Raw genomic sequence first — 15,475 nt, 5'->3', positions numbered from 1 at the left:
ACACCGGTGAGCTGCCGGGGACGCCCAACCCGTTACTTCAGGAGCCTTGCATGCTCAAGATCGATACGCTGCACCAGTACTACGGCGGCAGCCATATTCTGCGCGGCCTTTCTTTCGAAGCCAGGCTGGGCGAGGTCACCTGCCTGCTGGGCCGCAACGGCGTGGGCAAGACCACGTTGCTGCGTTGCCTGATGGGCCTGGTGCCCGTGCGCGAAGGCAGCGTGGAATGGGAAGGCAAGCCCATCACCGCACTCAAGCCGCACCACCGGGTGCAGGCCGGCATTGCGTACGTGCCACAGGGCCGAGAAATTTTCCCGCGTTTGAGCGTCGAGGAAAACCTGCTGATGGGCCTGTCACGCTTTCCGGGGCGCGAGGCGCGTGAAGTGCCTGCCTTCATCTACGAGTTGTTCCCTGTGCTCGAGCAGATGAAGCAACGCCGTGGCGGGGATTTGTCCGGGGGGCAGCAACAGCAGCTGGCCATCGGCCGGGCATTGGCCAGTCGTCCGCGCCTGCTGATTCTCGATGAGCCCACCGAGGGTATCCAGCCTTCGGTGATCAAGGAAATAGGCGCGGTGATCCAGCGGCTGGCGCAGCGCGGCGACATGGCCATCCTGCTGGTCGAGCAGTTCTACGATTTTGCCGAGGCTTTGGCTGATCACTATCTGGTCATGGCCCGTGGCCAGATCGTGCAGCGTGGCCGGGGCGAAAACATGCAGGCCGAAGGTGTACGCGGGCTGGTAACCATTTAACCTGCACGCTTCGACCTAGCGAGACGCTGCCATGAGTCACGAAATCCGCGACGCCCTGCCTGCCGACCTACCGGCCATCCTCGACATCTACAACGACGCCGTTCGCAACACCACGGCCATCTGGAACGAGACGCCGGTGGACCTGGCCAACCGCCAGGCTTGGTTCGACGCCCGTGCGCAACAGGGTTACCCGATACTGGTGGCCGTGGACGGCGCCGACGTGCTGGGCTACGCGTCCTTCGGGGACTGGCGCCCGTTCGAGGGGTTTCGCCACACGGTCGAGCATTCGGTATATGTGCGCAGCGATCAGCGCGGCAAAGGGCTTGGGCCGGCGCTGATGATTGCGTTGATCGAGCGCGCCCAAGGCTGCGGCAAGCACGTCATGGTCGCGGCCATCGAAAGCGGCAACGCAGCGTCTGTGCACCTGCACGAGCGCCTGGGTTTCGTGGTTACCGGGCAGATGCCGCAGGTGGGGGTGAAATTCGGGCGCTGGCTGGACCTGACCTTCATGCAGCGGGTGCTGAGCCCAGGGGCCGATCCAGACCAGCCATGACACCGGGCCCAGGCAGTCCTCACGCAGCCTTGCCGGGTGACACAAGGCTGCACTGGCCAGCGTTCCAGCCTTGCCCGCGCCTGATGACACTCACATCTGTGTGAACCTGCCCAGGCGCTGGCGCAGCATGCTGTTCTCGTTGCGTAGCTGCTGCACCTCCTGGAGCAATTCCAGGGCCAGCGCCACGCCTTCCCATTCCAGTTCCAGCTCCTGGTGCAGCTTGGCCGCGCGCCTTGCCAGCAGCGGTGCCTGATCGTCGAACAGCCAGTCTTCAGGCCTGCGCCCGGTTGGCTCCACAATGCCGTGCTCGACGATCTCGATCACACAGTCCGCCGTGAGGTCGGCTTCCTGACACAAGGTATGCATGTCCAGTTGAACGATCAGGGTGCTGCTCATGATCACTTACTCCATTGTGCCCTCGGGTCGAACGCGGCCTTCTCGGAAAGCTTGGCCCACAGTTCCCGGGTAGATTCGTCAGAGGTGGTCGGCATGACGACCTTGAGCTGTGCATAGAGGTTGCCGCGCTGGCCCTGCTTGTCGGCCAGGCCCTTGCCTGGCACCCGCAGGCGCTGCCCGCTCTGGCTGTCGGGGCGGATGGTCAGGTTGATCCTGCCTTCGAGCGTAGGTACCGCCACCTTGGTGCCCAGGGCCGCTTCCCAGGGTGCCAGCGGCACGGTGATGATCAGGTCGTGCCCTTCGACGTCGAACAGCGGGTGCGGGGCCATGCGGATGGTCAGGAACAAATCGCCATTGGCACCGCCACCGATTCCCGGGGCACCCTGGCCCTTGAGGCGAATGCGCTCGCCATCGGTCACGCCGGCCGGGATCTTCACGTTCAGGGTCTTGGTGGTGAACCCGGTGCGCTGGCCCATGGCATTGGTTTGCGGTACCTGGAAGCTGATCTGCTTGGACTCTTTGCTCAGGGTTTCTTCCAGAAATACCGCCAGTTCAAGCTCCACGTCCTGCCCTCGCCTGCCGGCACTGCGCTGTTGTTGACGGGCACCCCCGAACGGGTTGCCTCCACGACCGCCGAACATCGAGCTGAAAAAGTCCGAAAAATCGCCACTCTCGAAACCACCCCCGGCCCCGCCTCGGCTTTCCCAGCCCGGCGGTGCCTGGAACGGCCGGCCATGCTGGCCGCCGTACTTGCGGATTTCATCGAATTCGGCGCGTTTCTGCGCGTCGCCCAGCACTTCGTAGGCCTCGTTGGCTTCCTTGAATTTGTCTTCGGCGTCGCGCTCTTTGCTGACATCAGGGTGATACTTGCGGGCCAGCTTGCGGTACGCGGCCTTGATTGCCTTATCGTCCGCCGTGGGCTCTACGCCAAGTATCTTGTAGTAGTCTTTGAAGTCCATCTAGGGATCACCAGTGTGAATGTGCGTGTTGCTGGAGAAGATAGGGATCAAGCATAGCCTTTCAAGGCCCGCTTGGGGTTGCTCCATGGCAGACGACCGGTCTTGATTCTGTCGCCAGCTGGCATACACTGCGCGGCCGTTTTGCCTCCGGAAGCCTTTTCCCCATGTCCGACGTATCCCCGGCCCGCGCCCTTGGCATCGACTTTGGCACCTCCAACTCGACGGTTGGCTGGCACCGTCCGGGCATGGAATCGCTGATTGCCCTGGAAGACGGCAAGATCACCTTGCCCTCGGTGGTGTTCTTCAATATCGAGGAGCGCCGCCCTGTCTATGGCCGGCTGGCCCTGCACGAATACCTCGAAGGTTATGAGGGGCGCTTGATGCGCTCGCTCAAGAGCCTGCTCGGGTCCAAGCTGATCAAGCACGACACCAGCGTGCTGGGCAGCGCACTGCCGTTCAAGGACCTGCTGGGGATGTTCATCGGTGAGCTGAAAAACCGCGCGCAGGCTGAGGCCGGGCGTGAGTTCGATCAGGTGGTACTTGGCCGCCCGGTATTCTTCGTCGACGAGGACCCGGCAGCCGACCAGGAAGCCGAGGACACGCTGGCCGAGGTGGCACGCAAGATCGGCTTCAAGGACGTATCGTTCCAGTACGAGCCCATCGCCGCGGCGTTCGACTACGAGTCGGGCATCAGCCGTGAAGAGCTGGTGCTGATCGTCGACATCGGCGGCGGTACGTCCGACTTCACCCTCATTCGGCTGTCGCCGGAGCGGCATGCGGTGGCCGAGCGCCAGAGCGACATCCTCGCAACCGGTGGCGTACACATCGGCGGCACGGACTTCGACAAGCAGCTGAGCCTGCAAGGGGTAATGCCGCTGTTCGGTTATGGCAGCCGCATGAAAAGCGGTGCCTTGATGCCAACCAGCTATCACCTCAACCTGGCCACCTGGCATACGATCAACGCGTTGTACTCACAGAAGTCGCAGTTGGCGCTGGGCAACATGCGCTACGACATCGAGGACACCCTTGGCGTTGATCGGCTCTTCAAACTCATCGAGGAGCGCGCCGGGCATTGGCTGGCCATGGAAGTGGAAGCCAGCAAGATCGAATTGACCGAACAGCCGAGTCGTCACGTCGACCTCGGCCGCATCGAACCAGGCCTTGGCGTGGACCTTTCTCGCAACCTGTTCGAGACGGCCATCGAAAGCCTGCTGGAACGGGTACGGGCCAGTGTCACGGACTTGCTGGCCAAGGCCGGGGTCAGCCAGGGCCAGGTCGACACAGTATTCTTCACGGGCGGCTCCAGCGGCATTCCAGCCCTGCGCACCAGTGTGGCCGCAATGTTGCCAAATGCCCGTCACGTGGAAGGCAACATCTTTGGCAGTATCGGCAGTGGGCTGGCCATTGAGGCACGCAAGCGCTACGGCGCGTGACGAAACGACGGGGCCAAGGGGCGCTTGTGTTGCCCCTCATCCGCGCTAGCGCTGGTTGTAACCGTCTGGCCGAGCCTGGCGCCGGCCCTGTTATCTGCTGAGCAGGCCCGCCGTGACCGCCTTCAAACCAGCTCCATCCTGCGCAGCTCGCTCTTGAGATAGGCGTAATAGACCGGCCCTGCCACGACCCCCGGCAGGCCGAACGCCGCTTCGAACACCAGCATGGCCAACAGCAGTTCCCAGGCCTTGGCCCTGATCTGCCCACCGACGATCTTGGCGTTGAGGAAGTACTCCACCTTGTGGATGACGATCAGGTAGACCAACGCCGCCGCTGCCACCCACACCGACAACGACAACCCGACGATGGTGATCAAGGTATTGGACATGAGGTTGCCGATGACCGGTAGCAGACCCAACAGGAACGTCAGCACGATCAAGGTCTTGGTCAGCGGCAGGTGCACGCCGAACAACGGCAACACCACGGCCAGAAAGATGCCAGTGAAGGCGGTGTTGAGCAGGGAAATCTTGATCTGGGCGAAAACGATGGTGCGAAACGCCTGTACCAGCAGGTTCAGGCGCTCGAACAGGGCGGCTGCCAGAGGTTTGCGCCGGGAGATGTCGGGTATGCGCTGCAGGGCGACGATAGCCCCCAGGATCATGCCGATCAGCAAGGTCACGAACATGTGGGCCATGCCCTTGCCCACCAGTTGCAAATCACTGAGATGGCTCTTGATCCAGTCGCCGATCGCCACCTTGAACTCAGCAGCACTGGCCGGCAAATAGCCCTCGATGAACGGCGGCAACTGCCCGCGCGCCCGCTCAACCAACGCCATGAACTTGTCCAGCGAAGCGCCAGGATTTTCCGCTTCATGCAACAAGAAGCTGAACGCCCCGGCGATCAGCAGCGCCAGGCTGATCACCACCAGCGTGCCCAGCAGCGCCACTGCCAGCCAGCGCGCACGCTGCCCGGCAATCAATGGCTGCAGGCGCGGCGTGAGCATGTTGACCAGTTCGAACACCAGCAGGCCTGCCAGCAGGCTGGGCAGCAGCTTCAACGGCAACGCCAACAGCAAGCCTGCGAACACGATAATCAAACTGGCCAGGGTGACTTGGCGGGGGGTGAAGGTCATACAGCCTCAGCGGCAGCCAACGAAGAAGATCCGCAGTCTGCCAGCGTTATGCCTGCAGGCATAGGCACCGATCATTTCTTCTTGAGGCACTCACTCATGAAGGCCTTGCGCTCATCACCCTTGAGCACCTTGGCGGTGGCGTCGGCATTGCACGTCTTCATTTTCTCTTGCTGGGTTTGTGGCGCCTGTTTCTTCAGGCACGTACTCATGAAGGCCTTGCGGGCGTCGCCCTTGAGCGATTGCGCCGTGGCATCTGCATTGCACGTTTTCATCTTTTCCTGCTGGGTGGTATTTGCCGCGAAACCTTGGGCGCTGAACAACAGCGCAACCATCAGTAACGGAATGTGCAGCCGTTTCATGTCGTGTTCTCCTGAGCCCGCGCCCAACGCACGGTGACACCTGCAGTGTAGACAAGCGCTGGCGCGAGGCCCGTTTTGCCATCAAGCGCACGACAACCTTTTGCACGCAGGCAATTGGCTAGCTCGATCGAACTCCTGGCGCTGCGTGAGGTTCAAAACCTGCACATACCCTTTTGTGCAAGGAGCGGGACGATGTTCAAGCAGACTCTGGCAATCCTTCTGGCCAGCGCCACTCTGGCGGCATGCGGCAGCCGCCCGGAAAACCCGGTGGACTATGTGACCTACCGCAACGAGCCCCTGGTCAAGCAGGTCGAAAATGGCATGACCATGCAGCGCGTCATCGCCATCGGCGGCAGCCCGTCCAACGTCATCGACCTGCCCAATGGCGGTACCTGCAACGACTACATTCTCAACCGCGACGGCAAGCAGCAGCCGTACTACGTGCGCTTCGATGCCACCGGCCATGTGGATGCCAAGGGTTTCAAGACCTGCAAACAACGTGAAGAAGACCGCGAGGCCGTCAAAGGCGCGTAAGGCTTCCGCTACCTGACTACGACTACCTGATGCTTTTTGGAGATGAAACATGAACACGACTGAAATGACCGACATTCAAACCTTGCGCCAGCGTGCGCGCGAACATGTGGAAAACGGTGCCGTGACCGAAGGCTACAATGCCGATCGCGAGCGCATCATCAAGCTGCTCAACGATTCGCTGGCTACCGAGCTGGTCTGTACCCTGCGCTACAAGCGTCACTACTTCATGGCTTCTGGCGTCAAGGCCAGCGTGGCTGCCGAAGAATTCCTGGAGCATGCCAACCAGGAATCCGAACACGCCGACAAGCTGGCCGAGCGTATCGTGCAGCTGGGCGGTGAGCCTGACTTCAACCCGGACAACCTGAGCAAGAACTCCCACGCTCAGTACGTGGCAGGCACGACCCTCAAGGAAATGGTCCTGGAAGACTTGGTAGCCGAGCGTATCGCCATCGACAGCTACCGCGAGATCATCCAGTACATCGGCGACAAGGACCCGACCACTCGCCGCATCTTCGAAGACATCCTGGCGCAGGAAGAAGAGCACGCCGACGACATGTCCGACCTGCTCGATGGGCTGTAAGACCAGTAGCAACCGACAAGGCCGCTGATGCGGTCACGCTGTTCACGCAGGGCTGCTTCGCAGCCCATTGCGGTCAGTCCGGCGCCCTGACCGGACCATTCCACCTCGGAGATCGTGAAGCACTGGCGATCTTTCCCTTGACTCTGGATTACTCAAGCCCACGACCGGCTCCGCCGGAGCGTTGGACTGGCTGCAATTGCCTGCGCAGTAGCCCCAGGATCTTAGCTTCGCAGCGCATAATGCCGGGGCCGCGCTGCGGCCCATCGCGGCACCAGGCCGCTCCTACCTTGGTTCTGTATTGGCTGAGATAGCGGGGCCTGGACTTTGCAGAAGCAACTGCCTGATGCCGCCCCGAAGGCTAACCGATTTCAAGGAGCGGCCTTGCCGGGGCGCCGGACCGGCCGCGATGGGCTGCGCAGCCGCAAGGTTCAGCTCGCAGGCCCATGCCCCGCCATCACTTGCGGCCTTTGACGGCCGCCGGCGCCTTACCTTCCTTCATCTGCTGCAACAAGGGTGTGCACTGGTTGGGATCATCCCCACTGCTGGGTGCGATCAGCGCCAAGAGACCGGCCGCAGGCCCCGCGACCACCCCAAGGGCAACCATACCGGCGCCGCGCAGTGCCAGCGGTACCGCCTGCACCCCGGCGCTAGGTTTGGCGAAAGCCCCCCGCACATACAGCGGCGAGCGCAGGGAGAACAGCCTCAACCCCTTGGATTCCGGCGTGATCTTCAGGTCCAGGCGCTCGTTGGCGAAGTTGGCGGTGCCGTTGATATAGATGATCGCGTTCTCGGTATCGAAAATGAACAGGCGCGTACTGGCAAGGCCATCCTTGATACCGACATCGGCTGCGGCGCAGTTGATCTTCACGTCTTCATCACCGAAGAGTTTGTCGACGATGTAGTTGCCCACGTTCAAACCTGCGATTTCCATGAGGCTGCGGCTGATGGCGCCATCGTTGACCAGCATGCGCAGGTCGCCATTGGCGCTGCCGAGCAGTGCTGCCACGGAGTTGCCGCGACCGGTAATGTCGGCATCCCCATTGAGCTCGCCAAAGCTGCTTTGCATCGGTGCGAAGGTAGGGAACAGTTGCTTGAGCTTGAACCCCCTCGCAGTAAGCCGTGCACGCCCCTGCAACGGAACGTTGCGGCCGTCCAGGCGAATGCGTGATGCCAGGTTGCCGCCCGCTACGCCGAACCTCAACGGCTCCAGGCGCAGCAGGCCGTCTTCGAGGATCACGTGGGCCGACAGGTCGTTGAAAGGAAGCTGCTCGCTGTGCACGATGCGCTTGCCGGTGAAGGTGACATCGGCATCCATGGCACGCCAGCGATCGGTACGGAATTCCTCGACCGGCAAGACCTTGTCGGACGGCTGTTTGCTGGCACCACCACGGGCTTTTTGCTCGGCATTGGAGTCAGCGCCGATCAGTGGTGCCAAGTCCTTGAACAGGAGCTGGTTGGAAACGAGCTTGCCCGTGAGCTTGGGCCGAGGCTTGCTGGCGACATACGCCAGGTCACCGTGAATGTCGCTGTCACCGATCTTGCCATTGAACCCTTGGTATTCGAAGGTAGCGCCTTGCTCGGCGTGCAGGTTGGCGTTGAGGTGACCATCGGTGGAATACGCTGGGGTGTCAGGCAATGTCACGCCGGTCAACGGGAACAGATTGCCAAGGCTGGCGCCTGACAGGCGCAGCCGCAGATCGAGCGCACCCAGGTTGAGCGGGTCGGTCAGGGTACCGGCCAATACCACATGGGTATCGGCGATGCGCACATCCGCTTGCAGCGGGAAGGGTTGATCGGACGCTTTGAGTGCCAGCAGGCCGCCGATCTTGCCGGTGCCGGACACGGGCTGGTCCTTGTAGCGTCCCTGCGCCTTGAGGCCGAACGCATAGTCCTGTGCAGGCGCCGACTTCTCGGCCGTGGCCTTGCCCACGATGTCGCTGAATGCAATGGGCTTGCCCAGAGGATCGATCTGGACCTTCATACGAGCCTTGAGCGTCTGGTCGTCAAAGCTGACATTGCCTTGGTCGAAACCGATCGCGCCGATGTCCATCTGCCATTTGGACGGTTCTTCGTTCTCGTCCTTCGGGCCGAAGTCGAAATTCCAGTTGGCCCGGCCGTCCGCCAGGCGAGTCAGGCTGGCAGTCGGCTTGGTCAGGTTGATACGCGGGATGCTGACCTGGTGGAACAACAGCGGCAGCGGCGACAGGCGAAACTCCACGCGCTCCAGTGCAACCATCTGCGGCTCTTTGAGCCAGTCCGGGTTGCCCAGGGTAAGATCTTCAGCCGTGAAATGCGGCCAGGGTATCCACGCCCGCCAACCGCCTTCTTCAGGCTCGGTGCGCCAGTGCACTGCAAGGTTGCCATTGATGGCGAAGGGCCGATGCAAGGCCTCGGACACCTTTTCGTTGAGCAGGGGCTTGACGCGGTTCCAGTCGAAGGTGGCAATCACCACGACCAGGATTGCCAGCACGGTCAGCAGTGTGGTCAGGGTCCAGAGGATGATTCTGGCGGGGCGCGTCATTGCGTGAGTCTCCATGCGGCAAGGCGAAAACAAGCGTAGCGGTGAGGGGTCATGTATCTGGGACTGATGAAAGGCGTGAGGGTTTTATCTCAGGGGGAGGATAGCCAAGAATTTCCCGTGCCTGGGTGCGCCTGGCGCGTCCGGTTCGCTCGTGCGCACCCATGCCATCAAGCCACCTGCGACCCTGCCAGGGCTCTGAATAGAGCCTTTGGCGGCTGATATCAATGAGGTCGATTTTTACCATTACCCGGATGAACTTCTCTGTGCCGGTGCGCGGCGTAGCATTGGCTACACACCCACTTTCCAGCCCCGCAGAGGAGCACTGAATCATGAAACGCCATCTGTTGACCCTCACCCTTTCCCTGCTTGCAGCCAATGCGTTCGCCCTGCCAGGTGCCGAGCAGCACCTGACCGCCGAATCACGTTCGAGCGCTGTTCAAAACATCCAACCGCTTGAAACACTTGCCGAAGGCGGTTCAGACCGGTTGATCGAGCGTAGCGCCCGTGTTGCCGAAGGCGGCTCCGATCGCCTGATCGAGCGCAGCGCCCGTGTTGCCGAAGGTGGTTCTGATCGCCTGATCGAGCGCAGCGGCCGTATTGCCGAAGGCGGTGCAGATCGCTTGTCGCAAACGGCACGGGTGAGCTGACCTTATGCAAGACGCACCGCGCTGTCGTCTGCCTGACCTACCTCTTCGAGCCCGGTGCATTGACCGGGCTTCGTTTTTTTAACTAGAGTGCCCAGCCACCCTCTATAGAAACCTGCATCATGTTGCCGCGTGCCGAACAGAAGCTACAGACCCGCCAGGCCCTGCTCGACGCCGCCTGCCTGCTCATGGAGAGTGGTCGCGGTTTTGGCAGCATCAGCCTGCGCGAAGTGGCCAAGGCGGCCGGCATCGTGCCCACCGGCTTCTACCGACATTTCCCGGACATGGATGCACTGGGCCTGGCACTGGTCAGCGAGGTGGACGATACCTTCCGCCAGACCATCCGCTTGGTGCGACACAACGAATTCGAGCTGGGCGGTATCACGGATGCGTCGGTCCGTATATTCCTCGACGTGGTCGCTGCCCACCGTGCCCAGTTTCTATTCCTGGCGCGTGAGCAGTACGGAGGCTCGCACCCCGTGCGCCAGGCCATCGCCCAACTGCGTGAAAACATCACCGCTGACCTGGCCACCGACCTGGGCCGGATGCAGCGTTGGCAGCACCTGGACAATGCTGCGCTTACCGTCATGGCGGACCTGGTGGTCAAGACCGTGTTCGCCACCTTGCCCGAATTGATCGACAGGCCAGAAAGGGGTGAACCCCAGGCGTTGACCCCTCAGGAAAAGATCACCCAGCAATTGCGCTTCATCTTCGTCGGTGCGCGGCATTGGCAAGGCCTTGGCAACCCCGGCTGACGGGCTCGGCAAACCCGACTTCTGCTACCATGGCGCCCTGCCCGACAGCGACGAGCGCCAAGATGTCCAACCCCCGCCCCACCCTGCCCGAACTGACCCGCTTCAATCAGCACTTTGCCACGTGCATCGTGCCCCTATGGCAGGGGCCAGGCTGGAACACCGAACTGGCACTGCCCTACGAAGCGCTCGACGCCGAACATCAGCCGCTGCCTGTGCAGCGCTACCGGGCCATGGCGTGCGCACGCCAGTTGTACCTGTTCAGCAGCCGCATCGATCAACCGGGTGCGGCCGAACGCGCCGCGGCATTGTTCCGCTCCTTGCAAAAACACTTCCATGACCCCGAGCACGGTGGCTGGTTCTACAGCATCGACGCCCAGGGCAAGCCGCTGGACCGGCGCAAGGACCTCTATACCCACGCGTTCATCGTCTTCGCCTGCGCGCACTATTGGGGTCAGGTCCGCGACAACCTGGTGGTCTCCGCCCTGGCTGCTGCGCTGGACGTCATCGAGCATCGCTTTGCCCGGGATGATGGCTTGTACGAGGCCAGCCTGGATGAAGACTGGGGCAACCTGGGCAGTGGCGCGCTGCAAAATCCGCAGATGCATTTGGCGGAGGCCTTCCTGCAGGTGTTGGCCGTGCGTGATGACCAGGCTGTGCAGCAGTCACTTTTGCAGTTATGCACAGCGATGCAGGCCCACTTCATCGAGCCTGCCCACGGCCTGATGCTGGAAAAGCCCAGGGGCACTGTGGATAACTGGTTCGAGCCGGGTCATCAGTTCGAGTGGTTCTATTTGCTGCACACCTCGCCGCTGCTGCGTGAGACAGCGTTGCATGCTTCCATTGAGCGGGGGTTCGCCTTTGCCGAGCGCCATGGCGTGAAAAACATGGCGGTGCTGGCGATGCTGGATGTGCAAGGGCACGTGCTGGATGCGACCCAGCGTATCTGGGCACAGGCTGAATACGCCAGGGCCTTGGCATTGCGCCCTGACGCAGACGTGAAGCTGCCCCAGCTGTTGCAGGCCGTGCAGGGGCGGTTCTTGCGGCAGGCGGGATGGTATGAATGCCGGGATGGGCAAGGCGATGTCAGCCGGCATGATATGCCGTCGACTACGCCTTATCACCTGGCTACCTGTCTGGAAGGGTTGAAGCGATTGGGTGGGTGAAGGCGGACGCTGCTAGCGTTGTTACCGTAATGCGTGGTTAGGCCTAGATTCTGGAGCCGTCCAGCGCGCTGAGAAGCTTGCGCCATTGAAATACGTTCAATGGCGAGCGTTGTCAGGACTGCTACAGTATCGAGTGCCTGATTTACTGGCGTAGTTATATTCACATTGCTACTACTCTTGTAACAGCAACAGCATATGTAAATACAAAATCCTTGTTACGCCTGTACATTCTTTGAAGACGACTCATTTACCGTGTAGGAGCGGCCTTGTGCCGCGATGGGCCGCGCAGCGGCCCCAAAATTTGAGCAATATCGCTATAACTGGGGCCGCTGCGCGGCCCATCGCGGCACAAGGCCGCTCCTACACGGGATATATATCGCGGCAAGTCTAGAAGTTATCACTCCCACTATAGACAGTGTTGCTGTTGCTGTTGCTGTTGCTGTTGCTGTTGCTGTTGCTGTTGCTGTTGCTGTTGCTGTTGCTGTTGCTGTTGCTGTTGCTGTTGCTGTTGCTGTTGCTGTTGCTGTTGATCTTGCTTTTGATCTTCGCGACTTCAGAAGGCCGAACGCAGGTCTTGCGGAGGGAGGTGACAGGCATGGATGCCTGTCAAGCGCTGGGCCCCAGGATGGGGCCTACAGCGCGGTCCTCCCGGGAGCAAGACCGGAGTGAGGGAACCCCGAAGCGCAGCGTAGGGGCCGTATGAATGGAGCGCAGCGTTTTTTGGTTACTTTTTGTCGCGTTTGACAAAAAGTGACTCGCCGTTGAACTGACCCCCGAATGTTGGACACCTATCTCACCGGAGGGTGTTCCATGACGAAATACAACCTGGCGCTCAAACAGGCACTCATCGAAGAGTGCCTTTCTGCTCCTAGCATTCATGAAGTGGCGCTAAAGCATGACCTCAGTCCATCGATGCTACGTCGGTGGGTAAAGGGCTATGAAAAACACGGCGCAGCCGGTTTAAGTGCCAAGTACAGCCGCTACGATGCCCAGTTCAAATTGAAGGTTTTGCAGTGCATTGAGCAAGAAGGATTGTCTGCCCAGCAAGCCTGCATCCAGTTTGATATTCGTGGTCCAAGTAGCATCAGGCAGTGGAAAAGGTTGTATGATCAAGGCGGAGTTGAAGCACTTCATCCGCATCATACCCGAGAGTTGAGCATGCCCCGTAAGCCATCGAAAAAAACCAGCGCAAGTCCTCCTACCGCTTCGGATAGCGACCTGACACCCGAGCAAATGCTCGAAGAGCTGGAATATCTGCGTGCGGAGAATGCTTATCTAAAAAAGCTCGATGCCTTGATCCAAGCGGACCCTCGCACTGCGCAGGCGAGAAAACGAAGGCTGTCCAGGGATTGAGGCACGGGCATCGACTCGCTCTGCTGTTACGTGCTGCCGGGCTTGCACGTAGTACCTTTTATTACCAAAGCAAGGTGTTGTTGACTGACAAGCATGCAGCTTTGAAAGAGAGTATCAACAACGTCTATCACGAGCATAAAGGACGGTATGGCTATCGCCGGATCACTGAGACCCTCAAGCACAACGGTCGGATGATTAATCACAAGAAGGTGCAGCGACTGATGCAGCTGATGGGTCTCCAGTCGCTGGTCAGGGCGAAGAAATATCGCTCGTACCGAGGCTCAGAGGGACTGGTTGCGCCTGATCTGCTCAGGCGAGAATTCAAGGCAGGAGCCCCTAATCAGAAATGGGCAACCGACGTGACAGAGTTCAAAGTGAAGGGGCAGAAGCTGTTTCTTTCGCCGTTGATGGACCTGTATAACGGCGAAATCCTCGCTTATCAGATTAACCGGCGCCCGGAGTTCAAGATGGTCTCGGCAATGCTTGAGCAAGCCTTTGAGCGGCTGAATCCAGGTGATAAACCGATATTGCACTCCGATCAAGGATGGCAGTACAGGCAGCCCACTTACCGGCATATGCTGGCCGAGAAGAACATTGAGCAGAGTATGTCGCGTAAGGGCAACTGCCTAGACAACGCCGCAATGGAAAGCTTTTTCGGCACACTCAAGAGCGAATATTTTTACCTGGAGTCGTTTGAAAATGTCGAGCAGTTGGCTTCAGGACTTGATGATTACATCGCTTACTACAACCAAAAACGCATCAGCCTCAGACTTAATGGCCTGAGTCCGATACAATTTCGGACCCACGCGCTGGCCCCATAGCGCTCACTGTCCAACTTTTGGGGGTCAGTTCAACGCGGCTCACTTTTTGTCTTGTCAAAAAGTAAGCAAAAACCGCCTGCTCCTATCATCCGGCCCCTACGCTGCGCTCCGGGGTCCCCTCGCTCCGGGCTTGCTCCCGGGAGGACCGCGCTGCAGGCCCCATCCTGGGGCCCAGCGCTTGACAGGCATCCATGCCTGTCACCTCCCTCCGCAAGCCCTGCGCTCGGCCTCCTGAAGTCGCGATCTGCGGCGCCTGAACTACCGCGCGCTTAGAAGCAAAAGCAACTGCAACGGCAACGGCAACGGCAACGGCCATTCAGGTTCGCGAACAGCACGTCCGAATACGGCAGGGTTGCGCGGGGAACTCGCCAGTTGACGAGATCATTCCCACCGAGAAAGACCCCAAATTACCCCTTCGCCGAGCGATCAATGGAGAACCCAGCCCAGTCCTGGCTTACCGGCATCAGTTCCAGGCTGTTGATGTTGATATGCGCCGGCTGGTTGAGGATCCAGAAGATGGTCTCGGCAATGTCCTGTGGTTGAATCGGCTCGGCACCCGCGTAGGTAGCATCGTACTTGGCCTGGTCACCGCCAAAACGCACCAACGAGAACTCGCTCTCGCACAAGCCAGGCTCGATGTTGCTCACCCGCACGCCAGTGCCGCGCAAGTCGCAGCGCAAGCTCAACGAGAACTGGCCGACAAACGCCTTGGTGCCGCCATAGACGTTGCTGCCCGGATAGGGATAATTACCCGCCACCGACCCCACGTTCAGGATGGACGCCCCCCGCCCGTGGGCAATCAAGCGCGGCAGCAGCAAGCGCGTGGTGTAGATCAGCCCCTTGATGTTGGTGTCGACCATGGTTTCCCAGTCGTCCAGGCTGCAATTCTGTGCCGCGTCCACCCCCAGCGCCAACCCGGCGTTGTTGACCAGCCCGCGAAGCGTGTCGAAACCCGGTGGCAAGTTGGCGATGGCCTGTTCCATCGCCTGGCGATCGCGCACATCCAGCACCAGGCCATGGACTTCGGTTTGCGCTGACAATTCGGCACACAAGGCATCCAGGCGGTCCTTGCGGCGCCCAGTGAGCACCAGTTTCCAGCCCGCCTCGGCAAACCGGCGGGCAGTGGCCTCGCCAAAGCCGGACGTGGCGCCTGTGATGAAGACGGTCGAAGTCATGCAGTGTTCCTCACGTAAGAGATCCTGGGTTAACCCGAAGCATGCCCGTGCTCGATGCGGCGAGCAAGTCGCCACACGCGCTGATCGTTTTTTGACCACACCGCTGAAGGCCGCGCATGCACTGGGCTGCAGCCACCTATGCGCACCTTATCCACAAGCCTTTCCCCGCCAATTGGGGGCAACTGCCGCACCCGGCGGAACCCTTTCAGCGAATCACGGTCTCGTATGCCTTTTTCACTAGGGCCAGATCCTTGGCCCCATGCTGCTTCCAGACGTCTGTCCAATGCTTTTCCACAATTTTATCCACAGACATCTGACCTTATGACATCGCACTTAAAAAGTACTAGTCA

The 15,475-nt window shown here is 60.4% G+C and carries 16 protein-coding genes; 9 read left to right on the top strand and 7 right to left on the bottom strand.

Annotated elements, in window-relative coordinates:
• Nucleotides 1-50 precede the first annotated feature (50 nt).
• The gene (urtE, locus tag CWR53_RS02405) at nt 51-749 is read left to right on the top strand and encodes an urea ABC transporter ATP-binding subunit UrtE (RefSeq protein ID WP_027915298.1); all 699 of its coding nucleotides are present in this window, start codon (nt 51-53) and stop codon (nt 747-749) included.
• Between the two features lie 31 nt (nt 750-780).
• Complete coding sequence (locus CWR53_RS02400; protein WP_100850710.1) at nt 781-1,302, top strand: GNAT family N-acetyltransferase; 522 nt, start codon at nt 781-783, stop codon at nt 1,300-1,302.
• A gap of 90 nt (nt 1,303-1,392) precedes the next feature.
• On the opposite strand, the gene CWR53_RS02395 is transcribed toward CWR53_RS02400, so the two are convergent.
• Nucleotides 1,393-1,698: a chaperone modulator CbpM gene (locus tag CWR53_RS02395; RefSeq protein ID WP_023534557.1), complete on the bottom strand. Its 306-nt coding sequence runs from the start codon at nt 1,696-1,698 to the stop codon at nt 1,393-1,395.
• Between the two features lie 2 nt (nt 1,699-1,700).
• On the bottom strand, nt 1,701-2,657 hold the full coding sequence (cbpA, locus tag CWR53_RS02390) for a curved DNA-binding protein (protein WP_058603497.1): 957 nt from the start codon (nt 2,655-2,657) through the stop codon (nt 1,701-1,703).
• 164 nt (nt 2,658-2,821) lie between these two features.
• On the opposite strand from cbpA, the gene CWR53_RS02385 reads away from it, so the two are divergent.
• Nucleotides 2,822-4,090 (top strand): Hsp70 family protein, encoded by a 1,269-nt coding sequence (locus CWR53_RS02385; RefSeq protein ID WP_100850709.1) that lies wholly within the window; start codon nt 2,822-2,824, stop codon nt 4,088-4,090.
• Between the two features lie 122 nt (nt 4,091-4,212).
• Here CWR53_RS02385 and CWR53_RS02380 read toward each other — a convergent pair whose 3' ends face one another.
• Nucleotides 4,213-5,220 (bottom strand): AI-2E family transporter, encoded by a 1,008-nt coding sequence (locus CWR53_RS02380; RefSeq protein WP_100850708.1) that lies wholly within the window; start codon nt 5,218-5,220, stop codon nt 4,213-4,215.
• A gap of 71 nt (nt 5,221-5,291) precedes the next feature.
• Nucleotides 5,292-5,579 carry a PsiF family protein gene (locus tag CWR53_RS02375; RefSeq protein ID WP_100850707.1) on the bottom strand — a complete coding sequence of 96 codons (288 nt, stop codon included), beginning with the start codon at nt 5,577-5,579 and terminating at the stop codon, nt 5,292-5,294.
• A gap of 192 nt (nt 5,580-5,771) precedes the next feature.
• Between CWR53_RS02375 and osmE the strand changes: the two genes are divergently transcribed.
• Nucleotides 5,772-6,113 carry an osmotically-inducible lipoprotein OsmE gene (gene osmE, locus CWR53_RS02370; protein WP_027915304.1) on the top strand — a complete coding sequence of 114 codons (342 nt, stop codon included), beginning with the start codon at nt 5,772-5,774 and terminating at the stop codon, nt 6,111-6,113.
• Nucleotides 6,114-6,162: 49 nt separating this feature from the next.
• A complete protein-coding gene (locus tag CWR53_RS02365) occupies nt 6,163-6,693 on the top strand; it encodes a bacterioferritin (protein WP_058603494.1) in 531 nt (176 codons plus the stop codon).
• Nucleotides 6,694-7,147: 454 nt separating this feature from the next.
• Here the strand turns inward: CWR53_RS02365 and CWR53_RS02360 are convergent, their stop codons facing one another.
• Nucleotides 7,148-9,214 (bottom strand): AsmA family protein, encoded by a 2,067-nt coding sequence (locus CWR53_RS02360; RefSeq protein WP_058603493.1) that lies wholly within the window; start codon nt 9,212-9,214, stop codon nt 7,148-7,150.
• A gap of 329 nt (nt 9,215-9,543) precedes the next feature.
• Here CWR53_RS02360 and CWR53_RS02355 point away from each other — a divergent pair, with 329 nt between their 5' ends.
• The 3 genes from CWR53_RS02355 (at nt 9,544) to CWR53_RS02345 (ending at nt 11,776) form a co-directional block, all read left to right on the top strand.
• Nucleotides 9,544-9,861 carry a hypothetical protein gene (locus CWR53_RS02355; protein WP_058603492.1) on the top strand — a complete coding sequence of 106 codons (318 nt, stop codon included), beginning with the start codon at nt 9,544-9,546 and terminating at the stop codon, nt 9,859-9,861.
• 119 nt (nt 9,862-9,980) lie between these two features.
• Nucleotides 9,981-10,613: a TetR family transcriptional regulator gene (locus CWR53_RS02350; RefSeq protein ID WP_100850706.1), complete on the top strand. Its 633-nt coding sequence runs from the start codon at nt 9,981-9,983 to the stop codon at nt 10,611-10,613.
• A gap of 62 nt (nt 10,614-10,675) precedes the next feature.
• Nucleotides 10,676-11,776, top strand: coding sequence for an AGE family epimerase/isomerase (locus tag CWR53_RS02345; RefSeq protein ID WP_100850705.1), 1,101 nt, complete (start codon nt 10,676-10,678; stop codon nt 11,774-11,776).
• Between the two features lie 387 nt (nt 11,777-12,163).
• Here CWR53_RS02345 and CWR53_RS22875 read toward each other — a convergent pair whose 3' ends face one another.
• Nucleotides 12,164-12,373, bottom strand: a complete 210-nt coding sequence (locus CWR53_RS22875) for a hypothetical protein (RefSeq protein ID WP_181405455.1) — start codon at nt 12,371-12,373, stop codon at nt 12,164-12,166.
• 213 nt (nt 12,374-12,586) lie between these two features.
• Here CWR53_RS22875 and CWR53_RS02340 point away from each other — a divergent pair.
• Nucleotides 12,587-13,950 (top strand): IS3 family transposase gene (locus CWR53_RS02340; RefSeq protein WP_100850704.1). Its coding sequence is split into 2 segments (ribosomal slippage): nt 12,587-13,052 and nt 13,052-13,950, totalling 1,365 coding nucleotides; the frame shifts between segments, so codons are not numbered across the junction.
• A 407-nt stretch (nt 13,951-14,357) separates the two neighbouring features.
• Here CWR53_RS02340 and CWR53_RS02335 read toward each other — a convergent pair.
• Nucleotides 14,358-15,125 (bottom strand): SDR family oxidoreductase, encoded by a 768-nt coding sequence (locus tag CWR53_RS02335; RefSeq protein WP_058605834.1) that lies wholly within the window; start codon nt 15,123-15,125, stop codon nt 14,358-14,360.
• Nucleotides 15,126-15,475 lie beyond the last annotated feature (350 nt).

It is taken from the genome of Pseudomonas sp. SGAir0191, assembly GCF_002812565.2.
GTDB lineage: Bacteria > Pseudomonadota > Gammaproteobacteria > Pseudomonadales > Pseudomonadaceae > Aquipseudomonas > Aquipseudomonas parafulva_B.
Note: the sequence above shows the minus strand (reverse complement) of the source record. Positions and strands in the feature narration are given on the sequence as shown.